Source organism: Myxococcus sp. CA051A (assembly GCF_013336705.1).
Classification (GTDB): domain Bacteria; phylum Myxococcota; class Myxococcia; order Myxococcales; family Myxococcaceae; genus Myxococcus; species Myxococcus llanfairpwllgwyngyllgogerychwyrndrobwllllantysiliogogogochensis.
The window spans coordinates 370,003-387,382 of sequence record NZ_JABUMS010000008.1 but is presented as its reverse complement, the minus strand read 5'-3'; the positions used below and the strand labels follow the sequence as shown (position 1 = coordinate 387,382).

Here is a 17,380-nt window from a genome sequence, read left to right as displayed (position 1 = left end):
CGCTACCGCAGCAGCGCGGCGAAGGAGTGGTCGCGGGCGGAGTAGTCCGCGTCCTCCATCAGCATCTGGTGCACGCGGCCCTGGAACGCGGTGGGCACGGCGGGGAACAGATGGTGCGTCAGGTGGTACTGGTCATGCCGGGGGAACAGCACCCGGTTGAGCCAGCCCCACGCGAAGACGTGGTTGCGGGAGCGGTGGAACTCGTCCGGCGAGCCGATGACGCCCGCGTGGTCCACCGCGTCCGACCAGTAGCGGATGACCTGATACGGCACCAGGTACGGCAGCGCGTAGAAGAGGGCGAACGCCTTCCAGCCGATGCCCCACTGCGCCAGCGCCACCAGCCCCGCGAGGAAGGCCCACCGGGTGAGTGTCACCGCCCACGGGTCCGTGCGGTGGAAGAACACGGGCCGCAGGAAGGCGGGCAGGTGCATCAGCGACAGGGGCCGCAGCAGATGGTCCTTCACGAACGGCCGGTCCGCCTCCGCGAAGCCGAAGCGGCGCCGGGAAGCGAAGTCCAAATCCTTCTGTGCGTCACCCAGGTGCAGGTGGTGCGTGAAGTGCTCGCGCGTGTACGGCTCCAGCGCTGTCAGGTCGATGACGGCCAGCAGGTGGCCGAAGACGCGGTTGCGGCGCTTGCCGCGCACGAACATGCCGTGACAGGCCTCATGCAGCATGTTGCCCAGCGCTCGGAAGCGCGTGCCGATGAAGAAGGCCGCCAGCGGGTAGAGCACCCAGCCCGCCAAGGGGTGGTCCGCCATCAACCGCGCCGTGCCCAGGGCCGCGGCTGCCGCCAGGCCCACGTGCAAGAGGAGGTGTCCCACGCCCGCCGGCAACGAGTGCGAGTGGTAGCCCAGCGAGGCGACCCGCCGGGCGAACCGACCGCGCAGCTTCGTGGCGATGGACGCACCGCGCTCGCCCATTTCGGGCAAGGCCACGGAGCCTGGACTGTCCACCTTCGGCACGGCGCGCATCGGGACCTTTCAGGGGTCTGACTCGAACGCGAGGGAGGAGCGACGCTAGTCGGGGTGCCGCGCGACGAGCAAGCGAGCGGCCCGGATTCCCACGGGGACAGGCCCTGGGTGGAAGGCCCGTGACGCGGTGCGTGCTCAGTCCGCCAGCCGCGTGGGCAGGTTCACCCCGGGGCGCGCGGCGAAAATCATCTCCTGCGTGGGCAGGGGGATGCAGACGGAAGAGGACAGGCCCACCGCCTCCAGCAGCCGCGCGTACTCGGAGGCGGACAGCAGGTCGCCCTCGTTGGTCATGAACCGACGCAGGCCGAAGTACAGGTGGTCCAGGGGGCCGTCACGGCGCTCGTTGAGCACGTACTCGGCGATGAGCAGCACGCCGTCGGGCTTGAGGGCCCGGGCCACGCGCGCGAACAGGCCGGGCAGGCTCTCCGGCCTCAGGACGTTGAGCACCTGGGGCAGGATGATGACGTCGAAGGCGGCCTCCCCGAAGTCGTGGGTGAACAAGTCCCCGGGCCAGAAGCGCGCCCGGTCCGCCACCTGGAGCCGCTCCAGGTTTGCGCGCACCTGCTCGAGCACCACCGCCTGGTCGAAGTAGGTGACGTGGGTCGTCGGCGTCGCGCGTGCGAAGGCCGCGCCCCACACGCCGGAGCCCGTGCCGATGTCCAAGACTGACGCGCCCTCCAGCGGGTGCGCTTTCGAGAGCGTGGTGGCCGCCTTGCGACTGAGCTGGAAGTGCGACGCGAAGACCGCCGTAATCTGGTTGGAGTTGTCCGCGTAGAAGCGTCGGCTCACCTCCGGGTCCTTCAGGTCCAGGATGAAGCGCTCCTCGCGCACCGTCTCGTCCAGGCGCTCCAGCGCCTCCGTGTACTGCGCGGACACGCTCAGCGAGCGCACCATGTACGCCAGCGCCTTGCCGTCCAGCAGCCTCCGCGCCTCCGCGCTCAACCCGAAGGCCTCGCCCTCCCGCGTCGCGAGGCCCAGCTTCTCCAGCACCTCCACCACGACGCGCAGCCCGCCCGTACTCAGGTACGTGGCCGCGCCCAGCTCCGGCAACGTGCGCGGTGCCGACGCGAGCAGCTCCAGCAGGCCCAGCCGCCCGGAGGTGATGAGCACTTGCGTGCGCGCGCCGCTCCGGGCGAAGCGGTCGAAGAAGTCCTCCGCTTCCGTGCTGGAAGCGGGCGCCGCGGCCTCCAGGAACAGCGCGCGCAAGTGTCCGAGCACGTCCCAGCGCTTTCCCGCGTGCTGCACGGGCTCGCCGTGTTTCACCGCCTCGTCGAGCAGGGCCACCGGGCCCCCCCAGTCCTGCTCGGCCTCGAGCCGCTGGAGGAAGGCGCTGTCGCGCAGGAATGCCGCCGCGCCTTGCGTCAGGGCGAAGCGCCGCGCGTCATCGTCATCCCGTTGGGAGACGTAACCCAGACACACCAGCAGCTCGAGCAGGGCCCGCAGTCCTCGGGCGGAGGTCTCCGTGGCGGTGGCGAGTGCTTCGAGGGAACACGGAGTGGAGCTGCCCTGCACCGGAAGTGCGTCGAAGAGGCCCAGGCGCAGGGAGGCTCTCAGGAGCGCTGACTCGTTGGCGGCGTTGCGCGCCCAGAAGTGGAGTGACTGCGCGAGGGAGGGGCTGGGGGAGGCCGTCATGCGCTGTCTCGGGAGAGGGAGGAGGCGGCGTGCAGCTTGGTCTGTCCTTCTCGCGTCGCGCAACCATCCAGGGCGTGTGGCTTGTATCGCTCCAAGGGGTTCTCTATCGTCCGGCCTCCACGTCCGGTCGAGGACGCCGCCCGCCCCGCCGGGGCGAGTGTGCAGGGTCCGCATCGCGAGGAGTCTCCAGTGACGTTGCTGTCGTTCGCGCTCCAGAGCGTCGTGGCCCGACCTCGGAGCTGGGTGGTGGCCCTGCTGGCGCTCGGCTCCGCGCTGCTGCTCACCCTGGGGTTCGCGATGGTGGCGGGCATCTCCGAGGGCACCCAGCGCAGCGTCATCGAGAGTGGAGCGGGCCACTTCCTCGTCTACAACTCCCAGTCCACCGAGTCCGCCGTGGTGGTGACGGGGCCCACGGGCGCACCCGTGCTGGTGCCGCTGCCCGACTATCCCGCCACCGAGGCCCGCGTGCGCGAGACGCCCGGGGTGAGCGACGTCGTGCCGCTGGAAGTGGGCATGGGCGCCACGTTTCGGGGCAACTACCTGGACGACAAGCTCTCCACCGCGCGTGCCGTGGCGCGTCAGCCCCCTTCGCCGGAGCGCGACGCCCGGCTGGCGAGGCTGGCGGCGGACCTGCAACGCACGCTGCTGGAAGTGGCGCGTGACGCGGACCGGCAGGCGGAGGCCTTCCTCACCGCCGACGAGGCGCGCATGGACCGCGCGGCGCTGGAGGAGGCGACGACGCCCGCCTTCTGGGAGCGCTTCGGCGCCCAGCCGCTCGCCGCGCTCGAATACCTGGAGAACCACGTCGCCCGGCAGGTGGGCGAGGGCGAATCCATCGACCTCGAGTACCTGGGCAGCGACTTGAATCAGTTCGTCCGCGCCTTCCCCCGCTTCGAGCTGGTGACGGGCACGCTGCCACCCCCGGGACACCGGGGCCTGCTCCTGGGGCACGGCCTGTACGAGCAGCGCTTCAAGCTGCCGGTCGCCGCGCGGCTGGATGAGCTGAAGCGGGAGCTGGACCGGGGCGCGTTGCTCGCGGAGGACGAGCGGCTGCGCACGCTGGTGGACCGCGCGTCGGCGGAGCTGCCGGACCTGCTGGCGCGCGTGGACGCGGAGCGCTCGGACGCCGCGCGCGCGGTGCTCACCCGCGTGCTGGGACACCCCGGAGAGGCGGAGGCCCTGTGGCGCGAGTTCCTGAAGTTGGATGACGCCAACTTCGCCACGCGTCACCAGCTCTTCTATGCGGAGCTGGCGCCGCTGTTGCCGCTGTACCGCGTGAAGCCCGGGGACACCGTGGTGCTCAAGGGCCTGGACTCACTCGTCAATGGTGTGCCGCTCAAGATTTGGGGCACGTACCGCTTCCGGGGGCTCGGCGGAGACTCCAGCCGCGTCAACACGCTCAGCCTCATGGACCTGGTGAGCGCGCGCTACCTGTCGGGCCGCCTGTCGCCGGAGCTGATGGAGGAGGCGAAGCGCGACGCCCAGTCGCTCGGCCTGGACTTCCTGCCGGAGTCGGAGGTGAACCTGCTCAAGCCGGCCACCGTGGTGGAGGTCGAAACGCCGGAGAAGCCCTCGTCGGAGGTGCCCGACTTCCCGCGTGCCCGCGCCTGGCCGGAGACGTTCTCCGCGACGGAGCTGCGCGGAGGCAGCGTGCTCCAGGCCGCCGTGGTGGTGACGCCGGAGGCGAACCCGGAGGCGGTGGCCCTGGACGTCGTCCAGCGGGCGACGAGCGCGTCGGTGCCGCTGACGACGGTGGACTGGGAGGCGGCGGGCGGCTTCGTCAGCGAGGTGGTGGGCCTGACGCGGGTGGTGCTGCTCGGCTTCTCCGTCATGTTGTGTCTGTTCGTCGTGCTGGTCTCCGCCGGCACGCTGCTGCTCCTCGCGCAGGAGCGCGTGGGTGAGGTGGGGACGATGCGCGCGGTGGGAATGCAGCGGAGCGACGTCTTCGGCTCGCTGTTGACCGAGGGGTTGCTGCTGGGCGGGCTGGGCGCGGGCGTGGGCCTGGCCATCGCCGCGGCGCTGCTGTTCGGGACGATGGGAGACGGCATCGGCGTCACGGACGAGTCCCTCCAGTTCTTCATGGGCGGCCCGGTGCTGATGCCTCGGCTGTCCCTGGGGCAGGGCGCGGCGGTGTGGCTGGGCGTGGTGGGCGTGGTGGTGGTGGCGTCCCTGGTGCCCGCGTGGCGCGGCAGCTCGGTGCCTCCCGCCGTGGCGATGCGCAAGAGGGAGGACTGACCCATGCTCTCCCTCATCCAACTCGCCCTGCGCAACCTCTTCGCCCACCGGGAGCGGGCGCTCTTGCTGCTGGGCATCGCCGCCGCGGCCAGCGGCGTCATCGTCTCCGTGTCGTCGCTGTCAGCGGGAGTGGCCGCGGCCCAGCGCGAGGCCATCACCACGTTCATCAGTGGCGACCTGAATGTCGGCGGCTTCTTCAAGGTGCACCCGGACTCCATCGCCCCGGTGGTGGGCGACGCGGCGAAGGTGCGAGGCGTACTGGCGAAGAGCGTCCCGGAGGGCTGCTCGGTGCGCGAGCGTGGCCGCAGCTTCGCGCTGGCGGGCGCGGGCCGTCGCCGCACGGGCTCCTTCCTGGTGGGCATGGACGTCGTGGGAGAGCGCGGGGCGCTGGAGCGCTTCCGGGTGGCGTCCGGCAGCCTGGAGTCGCTGGCCCGGCCGCGCACCCTGGCCATCTCCACCACGCTGGCCGAGCGCCTCCAGGTCAAGCCAGGCGACATCGCCACCCTCTTCGCGCAGCCGGTGGGGGGAGGTCGCCGCAACGCGCTGGACGTGGAGGTGGTGGCCATCACCGAGAAGGCGGGCCTCTTGGGCGAGTCCGCGGGCCTGCTCGTCTCCAACGACACGCTGCGCGAGCTGGACGGCTACAAGCCGGGCTCCGCGGGTGTGTTGCAGTTGGTGTGCGGTGACACGCCGGTGGACGTGGACGCGCTGGGGGACACGCTGCGCGAGTCGCTGCGCGGCGCGGGCTTCGACGTGCTCCCCGCCACGAACGAGTCCTACGCGGAGAAGCAGATGCCCCTCTTGCGCGAGGGCTGGCGCGGACAGCGGCTGGACGTCAGCACCTGGGAGGACGAGTCCTCCTTCCTGTCCTTCGTCACGCTGGGCCTGGCCGCGCTGGCGGTGCTGGTGAGCGCGGTGGTGCTGGTGCTGGTGGTGATTGGCCTGTTCGTCGCGCTCAGCGTCGCGGTGCGGGAGCGCACGCGGGAGATTGGCACGCTGCGCGCCATGGGTATGCATCGCCGGAGCCTGGTGGCCCTGTTCCTCATGGAGGGGCTGCTCTTGGGGCTGGTGGGCTCGACGCTGGGCGCCGTGCTGGCCTCGGGCCTGTGCGTGGCGCTGCGCGGCGCGGTGCCGTTGCAGGGTGAGATTTCCAACCTGTTCTTCAGTGGCACGCTGCCCCTGGCGCCCAGCCTGGGACTGGGCCTGCTGTCGGTGGTGCTCGTCACCATCGGCGCGGGGCTTGCCACCATCGTTCCCGCGGCGCGTGCCGCTTCGCTGACCCCGCGGTCCGCCATGGAGGCCCTGTGATGCCGACGTCCGTCCGCCGTCTCGCCGTCCTGCTCGCCGTCGTGCTCGCCCCCCTGGCCGGGGCCGAGGAGAAGGCTCCGAAACCGCCGGAGACGAAGGCCGCCCTGTCCGCGGAGGACGTGATTCGTCGCGTGGACGAGCGCATGGCGCTCAAGAGCGACTTCAAGAGCACGGTGCGCCTGCGCGAGAAGCGCAAGGACGGCTCGGAGGCGCTCCTGGAGATGCTGGTGTTCCGCCGCGACTCCTCGCGGGACCTGCTCATCTACATCACCAAGCCGCGCAACATGGCGGGTGGCGGATACCTGCGCATCGGCCGCAACCTGTGGGAGTACGACCCGTCCGTGGGCCACTGGCAGCGCACCACGTCGCGCGGCAACATCGTCAACACCATCTCCTGTGAAGAGGACTTCGACCGCTCGCACCTGCTGGAGACCTACGAGGTGCAGGACGAGGGCGAGGAGGCGGCGGCGGGCACGAAGTTCCGCAAGCTGTTCCTCAAGGTGCGGCCGGGCATGGAGGCGTCCTTCCCGCAGCTGCGCATCTGGGTGGACCCCGACTTCAACATCGTCAAGCGCGTGGGCTACGCGCCCTCGGGCCGCACCCTGCGCACCGACATCATTCGCGGCTACCAGAAAATCAAGGACCCGGCCGCGGACAACCGGCCGGTGTTCCTGATGCGCGAGGTGCTCGAGGTGGAAGAGGCCGAGGGCACCCAGCTCACCGTGCGCTACGACGAAGTGGAGCTGGCGCCACTCAGCCCCAACATCTTCACGAAGACCTGGTTGGAAGGCCGCTTCCGCTGAGGAGCCCCTCCGCCAGGAGGTCCACTTCTGGCGGGTGAAGCACCGTGGCGTGTTCGCCCTCCAGCTCCACGACGTCCAGGTGCTCGGCGGGAAGGTGGCGCGTCCAACCCAGGAACGCGTCACCCACCTGCTGACGCACGGCCCGGCTGGTGAGCAGGCGCGGCCGCACCCGAGTCAGCGGGATGCTCCACGCGCGGGCCTGCGGCGTCAGCACCTCGCCCAGCACACGCCAGATGCGAGCGAAGTCGCTGCCCCGGAAGTGCGGCGCCGCCGTGCCTCGCTCGCGGGCGCGCAAGGCCACGTGCTCCCACTGCTGGGGCCGGGGCATCGTGGACAGCTCCTCTTCCAGCGCCTCGTCCCTCACGCCGAACTCGCTGGCCAGCACGAGCACCGGGTCCTCGCTGGAGGACGGCGCCACGGCCTGGATGGCCTCGGACGTGGCGGTGTCCACCATGCCGAGCAGCTCCACCGTCTCGCCCTGGGCCTCCAGCGCGGCGGCGACACCGAGGGCGGGATAGCCGCCATAGGAGAAGCCCACCAGACGGTAGGGGCCCTGAGGCTGGAGGGCGCGGATGTCTCGGGTATAGGCCTCCACGCGTGCTTCCATCGTCGCGTGGCCGTGGCCAGACGCCAGCGTCTCCGGGGCCTGGATGCCGTAGCAGCGGAAGTGTGGCTCCAGCCGGGGCACCAGGTCCCGATAGTGGTGAACCTCGCCGTCGCCCGCGTGGAAGAGGAACAGGAGTGGCGTGCCCTCCGGCACTTGGGGACTCGCCAGCCGCACCGCGCTGGTGCGTCGGGGGCCTTCACGCATGAGCGCGAGGATGGCCTCGGCGGACTCGCCCAGGGTGGGGCTCTGGAAGAGGGTGGCCAGCGGCAGCGGCAGGCCCAGCTCCTCCTCCAGTCGTGCCAACAGGCGCATGGCCAGGATGGAGTCTCCGCCCAGCGCGAAGAAGTCGTCGCTGGCCTGCACGTCGGCGCGCCCCAGCGCCTCCTTCCACAGTCGTTGGAGCACCATCTCCAGCGTGGTGCGGAAGGGCGTCTCCAGCTTCGATTCGGAGGCGGGCTCGGACGACTCGGGAGCCACCAGCACGTCAGGGTCCGGCAGCGCCTTGCGGTCCACCTTGCCGTTGGCGTTGATGGGCAGCGCGTCCATCACCACGAAGGTGGCGGGCACCATGTAGCCGGGGAGTTGGGAGGCGACGTGCTGCCGGAACACGTCGGAGCGCGTGACGCCGGGCGCCTGGATGTACGCGCACAGCGATGTCGTTCCCGCGGAGGACACGCGCGCGACGACGACGGCCTCCTGCACCTGGGGCTGGCGTCGCAGGCAGTTCTCAATCTCCGACAGCTCGATGCGGAAGCCGCGAATCTTCACCTGGTGGTCGGCGCGGCCGAGGAAGCGCAGGCGTCCATCCGGCAGCAGCCGGGCCAAATCTCCCGTGTGGTACATGCGCGCGCCGGGCGTGGACGAGAACGGGTCCGGCAGGAAGCGCTCGGAGGTGAGGTGCGGCGCGAGCAGGTAGCCGCGCGACAGCGCCGCTCCGCCGATGTACACGCGGCCGGGCAGGCCCGGAGGCACCGGCTCCAGGTGCTCGTCCAGCAGGTAGAAGCACACGCGCGGCATGGGCCGGCCAATGGGGAACGTGGCCGCCGTGCCCAGGCCCTCCTCACCGGGGATGTCGCAGGTGGCGGAGGTAATCGTGCACTCGGTGGGGCCGTAGACGTTCACCCACGGCGCGTGTCCACCGCCCACGCGCACCCAGGCCTCGAAGGTCTCCTTCTTGAGGACGTCACCACCCGGAGCGAGCAGCTTCAATCGCGCGGGCACGCGCTGGCCGAGCGCCTCCATCTGCCGAATCCACTCCTCGATGTACGTGGGCGGCAGGCTGATGATGGTGATGCCCGTCTCCTCCAGATACGGCGTCATCGTGTGCGCGGGGACGAGCCCGCTGCGCATCACCACCGTGCCACCCACGGCCAGGGGCGGGTACAGGTCCTCGGCGGCGGCGTCGAAGGTGAGCGGCGCGAACTGGAGCATCCGGTCGCCCTCCACCAGCCGGAAGCGTTTGGCGATGGCGACGTTGTGGTTCACCACGGAGCGGTGCTCCACCATGACGCCCTTGGGCTCGCCCGTGGAGCCGGAGGTGAAGACGATGTACGCCGTCTGCGAGTCGAGGACGCGACGCGGCCCGGGCTCCAGGTCATCCGTCACGGCCGCGGGCTGGGGCGCCACCTCCACATCCGCGACGAGCGGCACGTGGGCCTCCAGCACGTTTTCATCCACCCACAGCCGGCGCACCTCGGCGCGTTCCAGCACGTCGCGCTTGCGAGGCTCCGGCCAGTCCGCGTCCAGCGGCACGTAGGCTCCGCCCGCCTTGAGGATGCCGAGCAGCACCGCCATGGCCTGCGTGGAGGGCTCCATCACCACGCCCACGCGCTCCTCGGGTACCAGTCCCCGCGCGAGCAGGCGAGAGGCCAGCAGGTTGGCGCGAGCGTTGAGCTGGGCATAACTCCACGTAACGTCACCGTGCGCGACGGCGGGTGCGTGCGGCGTGCGGCGCACCTGGGCCTCGAAGAGGGTGTGGATGCAGGTGCCCGGCGCGATGTCCTGCGAGGGGCCCGCCAGCGCGGCGAGCACATCGGCGCGCTGGGCCGGTGACAGCATCGACAGCCGGGGCAGCGACACATCCGGCTCGCTCAGGGCGGAGGCGGCGAGCTGCTCGAAGGCGCGCGCGAAGCGCTCCCCTGTCTCCGGCGTGAAGAGGGCACCGTCCAGGGCGACGAAGCCCGCCAGCGCGCCCGAATCGCCCAGGGTGACGCTCACCACCACGTCATACGCGGGGATGACGCCGTCGACGTCCAGCTCCGCCACGGACAGTCCCTCCAGCTCGGGCAGTCCGGGACGCTCCGCCTGGAGCAGCGCCTGCGCGAGTCGGGGCGCGGCCCGGTCTCCATCCGGCTGCACCGTGTCCGCGATGCGCTTGAAGGGCACTTCCTGGTGCGTGGTGGCGTGGGCCACGACGTCGCGCACGCGGCCGAGCAGTGCCCGCAGCGACGGCGCGCCCGACACGTCCGTGCAGAGCGGAAGCACGTTGGCGAAGTAGCCCAGCAGCCTCTCCACCTGGGGCGTGGCCCGGCCGGAGAAGGGCGTGGCGACGACGACGTGGGCCTGTCCGCTGAGCCGGTGCAGCCACGCCTGCGTCAGCGCGAGCAGGACGCTGAAGGAGGAGACGCCTTCGCTCCGGGCGAGCGCGCGGATGGTGTCCGAGTGCTCCACCGACAGGGACACCGCCACGGCGCGCATGTTGTCGTTGAGCGCGGGCGCGCGGCGCGGGAAGTCCAGCGGAAGGTCCAACAGCGGCGGCGCATTCGCCAGGGCCTGCTTCCACGACGCGAGTCCTTCTTCGAGTCGCCGCAGCTGCTCGGGCTGCCGCTGCCAGACGGCGTAGTCGGTGTACTGGAGCGCCAGCGGAGCCAGCGTCACGGTGCGCCCGTGGACCGCGGCGTTCCAGGCGGTCGCAAGCTCCTCAGCAAAGGTGCCCAGGCCCACGCCGTCATTCACGGTGTGGCTGAAGGCAATCACCACGGCGTGGCGCGTGCCCGTCGCGTCCAGCTTCAGCAGCTCGAAGCGATACAGCGGGCCGTGCTCCAGGTCGAAGTGCTCGCGGTCCAGTCGCACCACGGCCTCGCGTGCGGTTTCCAGGGCGTGCGCGGCGGACAGGTGCGAGAGGTCCACGCGCGTGAGGACCGTGGCGCGCGAAGGCAGGACGCGGACGCGCAGCGCATCGCCGTGCTGGAAGAACGTGGAGCGCAGTGTCTCGTTGCGCTCCACCACGGCCGCGAGGGACTCCTCGAACCGGTCCGCGTCCAGCGCGCCCTCCAGCAGCAGGCCGAGCGTGAGGACATACGGAGGCGCCTGCGGAAGCTGGAGCGCGTACCAGAGCCGCTCCTGGACGAGCGACGGGGGCAGCACCTCCGGCCGGATGACGACGGTGGGGCCCTGCTGCATCGCGCGAGGCGCAGCGTCGATGAACGCCGCCACCGAGGCGATGGTGGGGTTCGCGAAGAACACCGACAGGGGCAGCTCGACTCCGAAGGCCTGACGCAGCCGCGCCACGAGTCGGGTCGCCGAGAGCGAGTGTCCGCCGTGCTCGAAGAAGTTCCCCTGTCGGGAGAGCTGCTCCAGTCCCAGCGCGTCCTGGAACATGCTCGCCACCTGTAGCTCCGTGGCGCCGCGGGGCGCATCGTCGCCCAGGGCGGACAGCTCCTGTCGAGGCAGCTCCCGCTGTGACAGCGCCTTGCGGTCCACCTTGCGCGACGTCGTGAGGGGCAGTGCGTCAATGGGAATGAAGGCCGAGGGCACCATGTGCTCGGGCAGGCGCTGACGCAGCCATGCGCGAAGCTCGTCGAGGGCGAGGGTGCCGGAGCTGGCGGATACGAGGAACGCCACCAGTCGCGTGCCGCCGCCCGCGTCGTCGCGAGGCACCACGGCGACCTCGCGCACGTCCGAGTGGCGCGCGAGCACGGCCTCGATTTCGCCGGGCTCCACGCGCATGCCACGTATCTTGAGCTGGGTGTCCAGTCGGCCCAGGTATTCGACCTGGCCGTCCCCGAGCCAGCGCACCCGGTCTCCCGTGCGGTAGAGCCGCTCGCCGGGCGTGGTGGCGAAGGGATTCGGGATGAAGCGCTCGGCGGTCAGGTCCGGGCGCTCCAGGTAGCCACGCGCCAGTCCGATGCTGCCGACGTACAGCTCACCCGGCACGCCAATCGGACTCGGCTCCAGGCGCGCGTCGAGCACATAGAGGCGGTTGTTGGTCAGGGGCTTGCCCACGGTGACGCGGGTGATGTCCGCCGCCGCGCCGGACGGCTGTCCGAGGCCGGGGAAGGTCGTGATGGTGGCGGCCACGGTGACTTCCGTGGGGCCGTAGGAGTTGAGCAGCGCGCGGCCCGGGGCCCAGCGCTGGGCCACCTCGACCGATAGGGGCTCGCCGCAGGAGATGATGAGCTGGAGGTGCTCCAGTCCCTCGACTTCGAGCTGGGCGAGGACCGTCGGCGTGAGCGCGCAGTCGGTGATGCGCTGCTCTCGCATCAGTGTGCGCAGCGGCAGGTCGGGCATCAGCCGCTCTCGGGGGGCCAGCACCAACGTGGCGCCGGAGAGCAGCGTGGAGAAGATCTCGCAGACCGAGCCATCGAAGGTCACGGAGGCGAACTGGAGGACCCTCCGGCCGGGCCGGAGCCCTTGCGCGTCGAGCAACGCGAGGGCGGTGTTGCACAGGCCCTGATGTGTCAGAAGCGCGCCCTTGGGGCGACCTGTCGAGCCCGAGGTGAAGATGACGTACGCGAGCTGGTCCCCCGCCGCGAGCGGTGGCAGGTCCTCCACCGGCTTGCGGGAGATCTCCGCCGCGTCGGTGTCGACGTACGCGGCCATGATGGGGACGGTGGAGAAGACGTGCCCCAGGGACTCGCGCGTCACCAGGACCCGCGCGCCCGAGTCGACGAGGAGCTGGGTGAGCCGCTCTGGCGGATGCACGGGGTCCAGCGGCACGTAGGCTCCGCCGGCCTTCAGCACGGCGAAAATGGACACGATGAGCTCGGGGCCGCGCTCCAGGCAGAGGGCGACGCGCTCCTCGGGCCCCACGCCGAGCTCCCTCAGGAAGCGGGCGAGCTGGGTGGAGCGGGCATGCAGCTCCCGGTACGAGAGCGTCTGGCCCTCGTAGCAGAGGGCCTCCGCGTCCGGCGTGCGTGAGACCTGCGCGGCGAAGCGGGAGACGACGTTGTCGTGTGCGTCCCGGGCGAGGGAGAAGTCGTTGAAGTCGACGAGCACCTTCCGGCGCTCCTCCTCCGTGAAGAGCGACAGTCGGCTCACGGGAGTCGAGGGTGCGAGCAGCGCGGCCTCGAGCAGGCTCACGTAGTTCGACACCATCCGCTCCGCGCTCTCGGCCTCGAACAGCGCGGTGGGATACTCGAGGTAGAAGCCGAAGCGGTCGCGGAACTCCTCGGCGGTGAGCATCACGTCATAGAGGCTGGCCGCCGAGCCGAGTCGAATCTGGTTCGCCTTCAGTCCCGGGAAGCCATCCGAGAGAACACGGGGACTGGGGTTCAGCTCGAACATCGCCTGCACGAGCGGCGCGTGAGAGAGGCTGCGCTCCACCTGGAGGGCATCCACGACTCGCTCGAAGGGAACCTCCTGATGGGCGAACGCCTCCAACGCCGTGGTCCGCGCGTGGTTCAGCAGCGTGAGGAAGGACGCCTCGGGGGCGATCTCCGTGCGCAGCGCCACGGTGTTGATGAACAGGCCGACCAGGGGCTCCACCGACGGATGGACCCGACCGGACACGGGCGTGCCCACGCACAAATCCAGCTGGCCGGTGTACCGGTGGAGCAGGGCGGCGAAGGCCGCGTACAGCGCGATGAACGGGGTGACCTGCTGCTCGCGGCACAGCGTCCGCAGCGCCTCGGCGAGGTGCTCTGGCAGGGGATGGTGCCGCGTGAAGCCGCCTTCGTGACTGCGCCCGGGGTGCCGAGGCACATCCGTGGCCAGCTCCAAGACGGTGGAGGCTCCCTCCAGCTTGCGCCGCCAGTACTCCAGGTGGACGTCCTGACGTGCGACCAGGGCGGGCGAACGCTGCCAGGCCGCGACGTCCGCGAAGTCGAGCGCGAGGGGGCGGAGTGTCGGCGTGCGGTTCTCGACGAAGGCCGCGTAGGCCTCCGCCAGCTCGCGCAACACGATGTCCATGGACAGGCCGTCCACCACGATGTGGTGGAACACCAGCAGCAGGACGTGATGCTCCGGCGCGAGGTGGAACAGGTGGAAGCGGCACATCGGCCCCGTGTCCAGAGGGAAGGGGCGCTCCGACTCCTCCTTCAATCGGGACAGGAGGACCTGCCGCGTGGCCTCGTCACCGCCAGCCACCGTCGACAGGTCCTCACGGTCGAGCACTCGCGGCGGTACGGGCTGGAAGCTCACCCGCGGCCCACCCTCCGCGGCGATGAAGGTGGAGCGCAGCGCGGTGTGGCGCTCGAGCATGAAGACAAGCGCGGACTCCAGGGCCTCGGCGTCCAGCGGCCCACGCAGCTCGGTGGCCTCCGGAATGGCGAGGGACGCGGAGTCGGGCATGATCTGCTGGAGGAACCACATGCGCTCCTGCGAGAGCGACGACAGGGTGGGCGCATCCGCGCTCCGAGGCAGGGGCTCGGGGAGCGGAAGGGCCTGCCCCGGAGCCAGCTCCGAGAGCGCCCGCGCGACGCCCGCCACCGTGGGTGCCAGGAAGAGGGCCTTGAGCGGCAGCTCCTGACCCAGGGCCTGACGGATTCGCGACACCAACCGCGTGGCGCTCAGCGAATGGCCGCCCAGCGCGAAGAAGTCCGCGTCGCGAGAGACGCTCTCCAGGCCGAGCACCTGGCAGAAGAAGCTCGCGAGCAACTGCTCCAGCGGTCCCTTCGGTGGCGCTTCGCTGGCGCCTCTCGTGGACTCGGTCTCCGGGAGCGGGAGCGCGGTGAGCGCCCTCCGGTCCACCTTCCCTGACGGCGTCAGCGGCAGCGCGTCCAGCACGACGAAGGCCGAGGGGACCATGGCCTCGGGGAGCAGGGTCTTGAGCGCCGCGCGCGACGTCGCGGCTTCTTCCGCTCGCCCCTCACGCGCGACGACGTAGGCGATGAGGCGCGCGTCGTTGTGCGCCGTTGCCCGTGCCAGGACAACGGCGTCACGCACGGAAGGCAGCCGCCGCAGCGTGGCTTCAATCTCCTCCAGCTCGATGCGCTGCCCGCGCACCTTCACCTGGAAGTCGGTGCGGCCCAGGTACTCCAGCGTGCCGTCGCCGCGCCAGCGGGCCAGGTCTCCCGTGCGATAGAGGCTGGCGCCGGGCAGGTCGCTGAACGGGTCCGGGATGAAGCGCTCGGCGGTGAGCTCCGGACGACGCCAGTACCCGCGCCCCACCTGGATGCCGCCGATGAAGAGCTCACCCTGAACACCCACGGGGACGGGCCGTCCCGAGGAGTCGAGGACGAGGAGGTGGGTATTCGCCACCGGGCGACCGATGGGCACGCTCGTGCGCGTGTCGCCTCGGCGGCAGCTCCAGTGCGTCACGTCCACCGCGGCCTCGGTGGGGCCGTAGAGGTTGTGGACTTCCGTCGCGGGAAGCCGCTCGTGGGCGCGTTGGACCAGGTCCGCGGAGAGGGCCTCGCCGCTGCACACCAGCACGCGCAGGTCCTTGAAGGACTCCTGCCAGGGCTCCTCGAGGAAAGCCCCGAGCATGGAAGGAACGAAGTGCGCGATGGTGATGCGCTCGGCGGCCAGCAGCCGCGCGAGATAGGCGGGCTCGCGGTGTCCACCCGGCCGCGCCAACACCAGCCGCGCGCCCACGGTGAGCGGCCAGAACAGCTCCCAGACCGAGACGTCGAAGCTGGTCGGCGTCTTCTGGAGGACGCTGTCACCCGGGGCGAGCGCGTGGACCTGGTGCATCCACGTCAGGCGATTGACGACCGCGCGGTGCGCGTTCATCGCGCCCTTGGGACGGCCCGTGCTTCCCGAGGTGAAGATGACGTAAGCGAGCGAGTCCGGGTGCGGCCGGCTCGCGACCCGTGTGTTCGGGAGGCTCGCGAGCCGCGGGGTTTCCGCGTCGAGGAGGACCGTGTGTCCTTCGTGCTGCGGCAGGTGGCTGACGAGGTCCTGACGAGTGATGACGACCGGAGCCGCGCCGTCCTGGAGCATTCCGGCCAGTCGCTCGCGAGGAAGCTCCGGGTCCAGTGGCAGGTACGCCGCGCCCGACTTGAGGATGCCCACCAGGGCGATGACGAGCTCGAGTGAGCGCTCCAGGAACACGCCGACGAGGACCTCGGGGCCCGCGCCGAGTGACTGGAGGTGCCGCGCGAGCTGATTGGCCCGTGCCTCCAATTCACCGTACGTGACGTGGTGTCCCTCGAAGGTCAGCGCGCACAGGTCGGGAGTGCGCTCCGCCTGGGCTTCGATGAGCGAGACGAGCGTCGCGTTCGCATCGTACTCCCTCCGCGTGTCGTTGAAGTCGCGGAGCACCTGTCGGCGTGCGTCGACATCGAGGAGCGAGAGGTGGGCGACCTGCTGGCTCGGAGCGCCGAGTGCGTCCTCGAGCAGGTGGACATAGTGGGACAGCAGGCGCTCGATGGTGGGCGCCTCGAAGAGGTCGGTGCTGTACTGGAAGGACAGCTCGTGGCCCTGGGGGCTCTCCGTGACGGTGAGGGCCAGCTCGGACTGGGTGTTCAGTCCGTCGACGACGATGGGGCGGGCCTGGAGCCCGGGGAAGGTGTCGGCGAGCGTGCTCTCCGCGTGCTCCCAGAAGAAGCCCACCTGGAACAGCGGGGAGTGCGCGAGGCTGCGCTCGACCTGGAGGGCCTCGACGACTCGCTCGAAGGGCGCGTCCTGGTGCGTGAAGGCTTCCAGGGCCGTGGTCCGCGTGCTCGCCAGCAGCTCCGCGAAGGTGGTCCCCGGAGCGAACCGCGTGCGCAGGACGACGGTGTTGGTGAAGAGGCCGACGAGGTCTTCGAGCGCGGGATGGGGACGGCCGGAGACCGGCGTGCCCACGGACACGTCATCCTGTCCCGAGTGCCGATGCAGCAACGCGCTGAGCGCCGCGCCGAGGACCATGAAGGGCGTGACCTGGTGCTCGCGGCATACCTTCGTGAGCGCCTGCTCCAGCGCGGGGGACAGTCGGTGGAAGCGACTGAGCGCGCCTGTGTCTCCGAGGACAGAGGGCCGGGGCTTGTCGGTGGGCAGGGATAGGAAAGCGGGAGCACCGGCGAGCTGGTGCTTCCAGTACTCGAGGTGGGCGCCTTCGCGCTCCCGGACAGGGGCTGAGTGCTGCCAGGCCGCCACGTCAGCGTAGTCGAGCGGGAGCTGGGGCAGCGCGGGCATCCGCTGCTGACCGAGGGCCGCGTAGGCCTGGGACAGCTCGTGCAAGAGGATGTCGATGCTCAGGCCATCGACCACGATGTGGTGCAGCACGAGCAGGAGGACATGATGCTCGGGCGCGAGGCGGAACAGGCGGAAGCGATAGAGCGGTCCCTGCTCCAGTGACATGGCGCGAGTCGCTTCTTCGCGCAGCCGCTGGTGGAGCAAGGGGCTGTCACCGTCCAACGCCGGAAGGTCTTCGACCTGGAGCAGCTCCACGGGAATGGAGCCCCGTCGAGGAACCGGTCGTCCGTCCTCCGCGACGAGCGTGGTCCGCAGCACCGGGTGGCGCTCCAAGAGCAACCGCAGCGCGCCATCGAGTGCAGGCACATCGAGCGGACCGCGCAGCTCCACGGCCTCGGGGATGTTGTAGGCGCGAAGCTCCGGCTGGAGCTGGTGGAGGAACCAGAGGCGCTCCTGGGCGAAGGAGGCGCGAGGAGGGAGGGAGGAGGGAGTGGGGTTGGGGAGAGGGAGGGCAGGCGCGTGGTGCTGAGCGAGTGCGGCGGCCA

Annotated in this window: 6 protein-coding genes; 3 read left to right on the top strand and 3 right to left on the bottom strand. The window is 70.7% G+C overall.

Annotated features, from left to right (window positions below):
• Positions 1 to 2: 2 nt before the first annotated feature.
• Both HUA74_RS24435 and HUA74_RS24430 read right to left on the bottom strand, forming a co-directional pair.
• Positions 3 to 935, bottom strand: coding sequence for a fatty acid desaturase (locus HUA74_RS24435; protein WP_371817304.1), 933 nt, complete (start codon positions 933 to 935; stop codon positions 3 to 5).
• 171 nt (positions 936 to 1,106) lie between these two features.
• Positions 1,107 to 2,603, bottom strand: coding sequence for a class I SAM-dependent methyltransferase (locus tag HUA74_RS24430; protein ID WP_174456476.1), 1,497 nt, complete (start codon positions 2,601 to 2,603; stop codon positions 1,107 to 1,109).
• A 189-nt stretch (positions 2,604 to 2,792) separates the two neighbouring features.
• Here HUA74_RS24430 and HUA74_RS24425 point away from each other — a divergent pair, with 189 nt between their 5' ends.
• Genes HUA74_RS24425 through HUA74_RS24415 form a run of 3 tightly spaced genes read left to right on the top strand, consistent with a single transcriptional unit; the run spans position 2,793 to position 6,949 of the window.
• A complete protein-coding gene (locus HUA74_RS24425) occupies positions 2,793 to 4,838 on the top strand; it encodes an FtsX-like permease family protein (protein ID WP_174456475.1) in 2,046 nt (681 codons plus the stop codon).
• Positions 4,839 to 4,841: 3 nt separating this feature from the next.
• Positions 4,842 to 6,146: an ABC transporter permease gene (locus tag HUA74_RS24420; RefSeq protein WP_174456474.1), complete on the top strand. Its 1,305-nt coding sequence runs from the start codon at positions 4,842 to 4,844 to the stop codon at positions 6,144 to 6,146.
• On the top strand, positions 6,146 to 6,949 hold the full coding sequence (locus tag HUA74_RS24415; protein WP_141647753.1) for an outer membrane lipoprotein-sorting protein: 804 nt from the start codon (positions 6,146 to 6,148) through the stop codon (positions 6,947 to 6,949). The genes HUA74_RS24420 and HUA74_RS24415 overlap by 1 nt, the downstream gene beginning before the upstream one ends.
• Here the strand turns inward: HUA74_RS24415 and HUA74_RS24410 are convergent.
• Positions 6,915 to 17,380: non-ribosomal peptide synthetase (locus HUA74_RS24410; protein ID WP_174456473.1), on the bottom strand; the 10,466-nt coding region annotated here is incomplete at its 5' end. The two genes, HUA74_RS24415 and HUA74_RS24410, sit on opposite strands and share 35 nt — an antisense overlap.

Excerpts from the sequence above, each read along its gene's own strand:
- HUA74_RS24415 (WP_141647753.1), top strand. The coding sequence starts at position 6,146 with ATGCCGACGTCCGTCCGCCGTCTCGCCGTCCTGCTCGCCGTCGTGCTC.
- HUA74_RS24420 (WP_174456474.1), top strand. The coding sequence starts at position 4,842 with ATGCTCTCCCTCATCCAACTCGCCCTGCGCAACCTCTTCGCCCACCGG.
- HUA74_RS24430 (WP_174456476.1), bottom strand. The coding sequence starts at position 2,603 with ATGACGGCCTCCCCCAGCCCCTCCCTCGCGCAGTCACTCCACTTCTGG.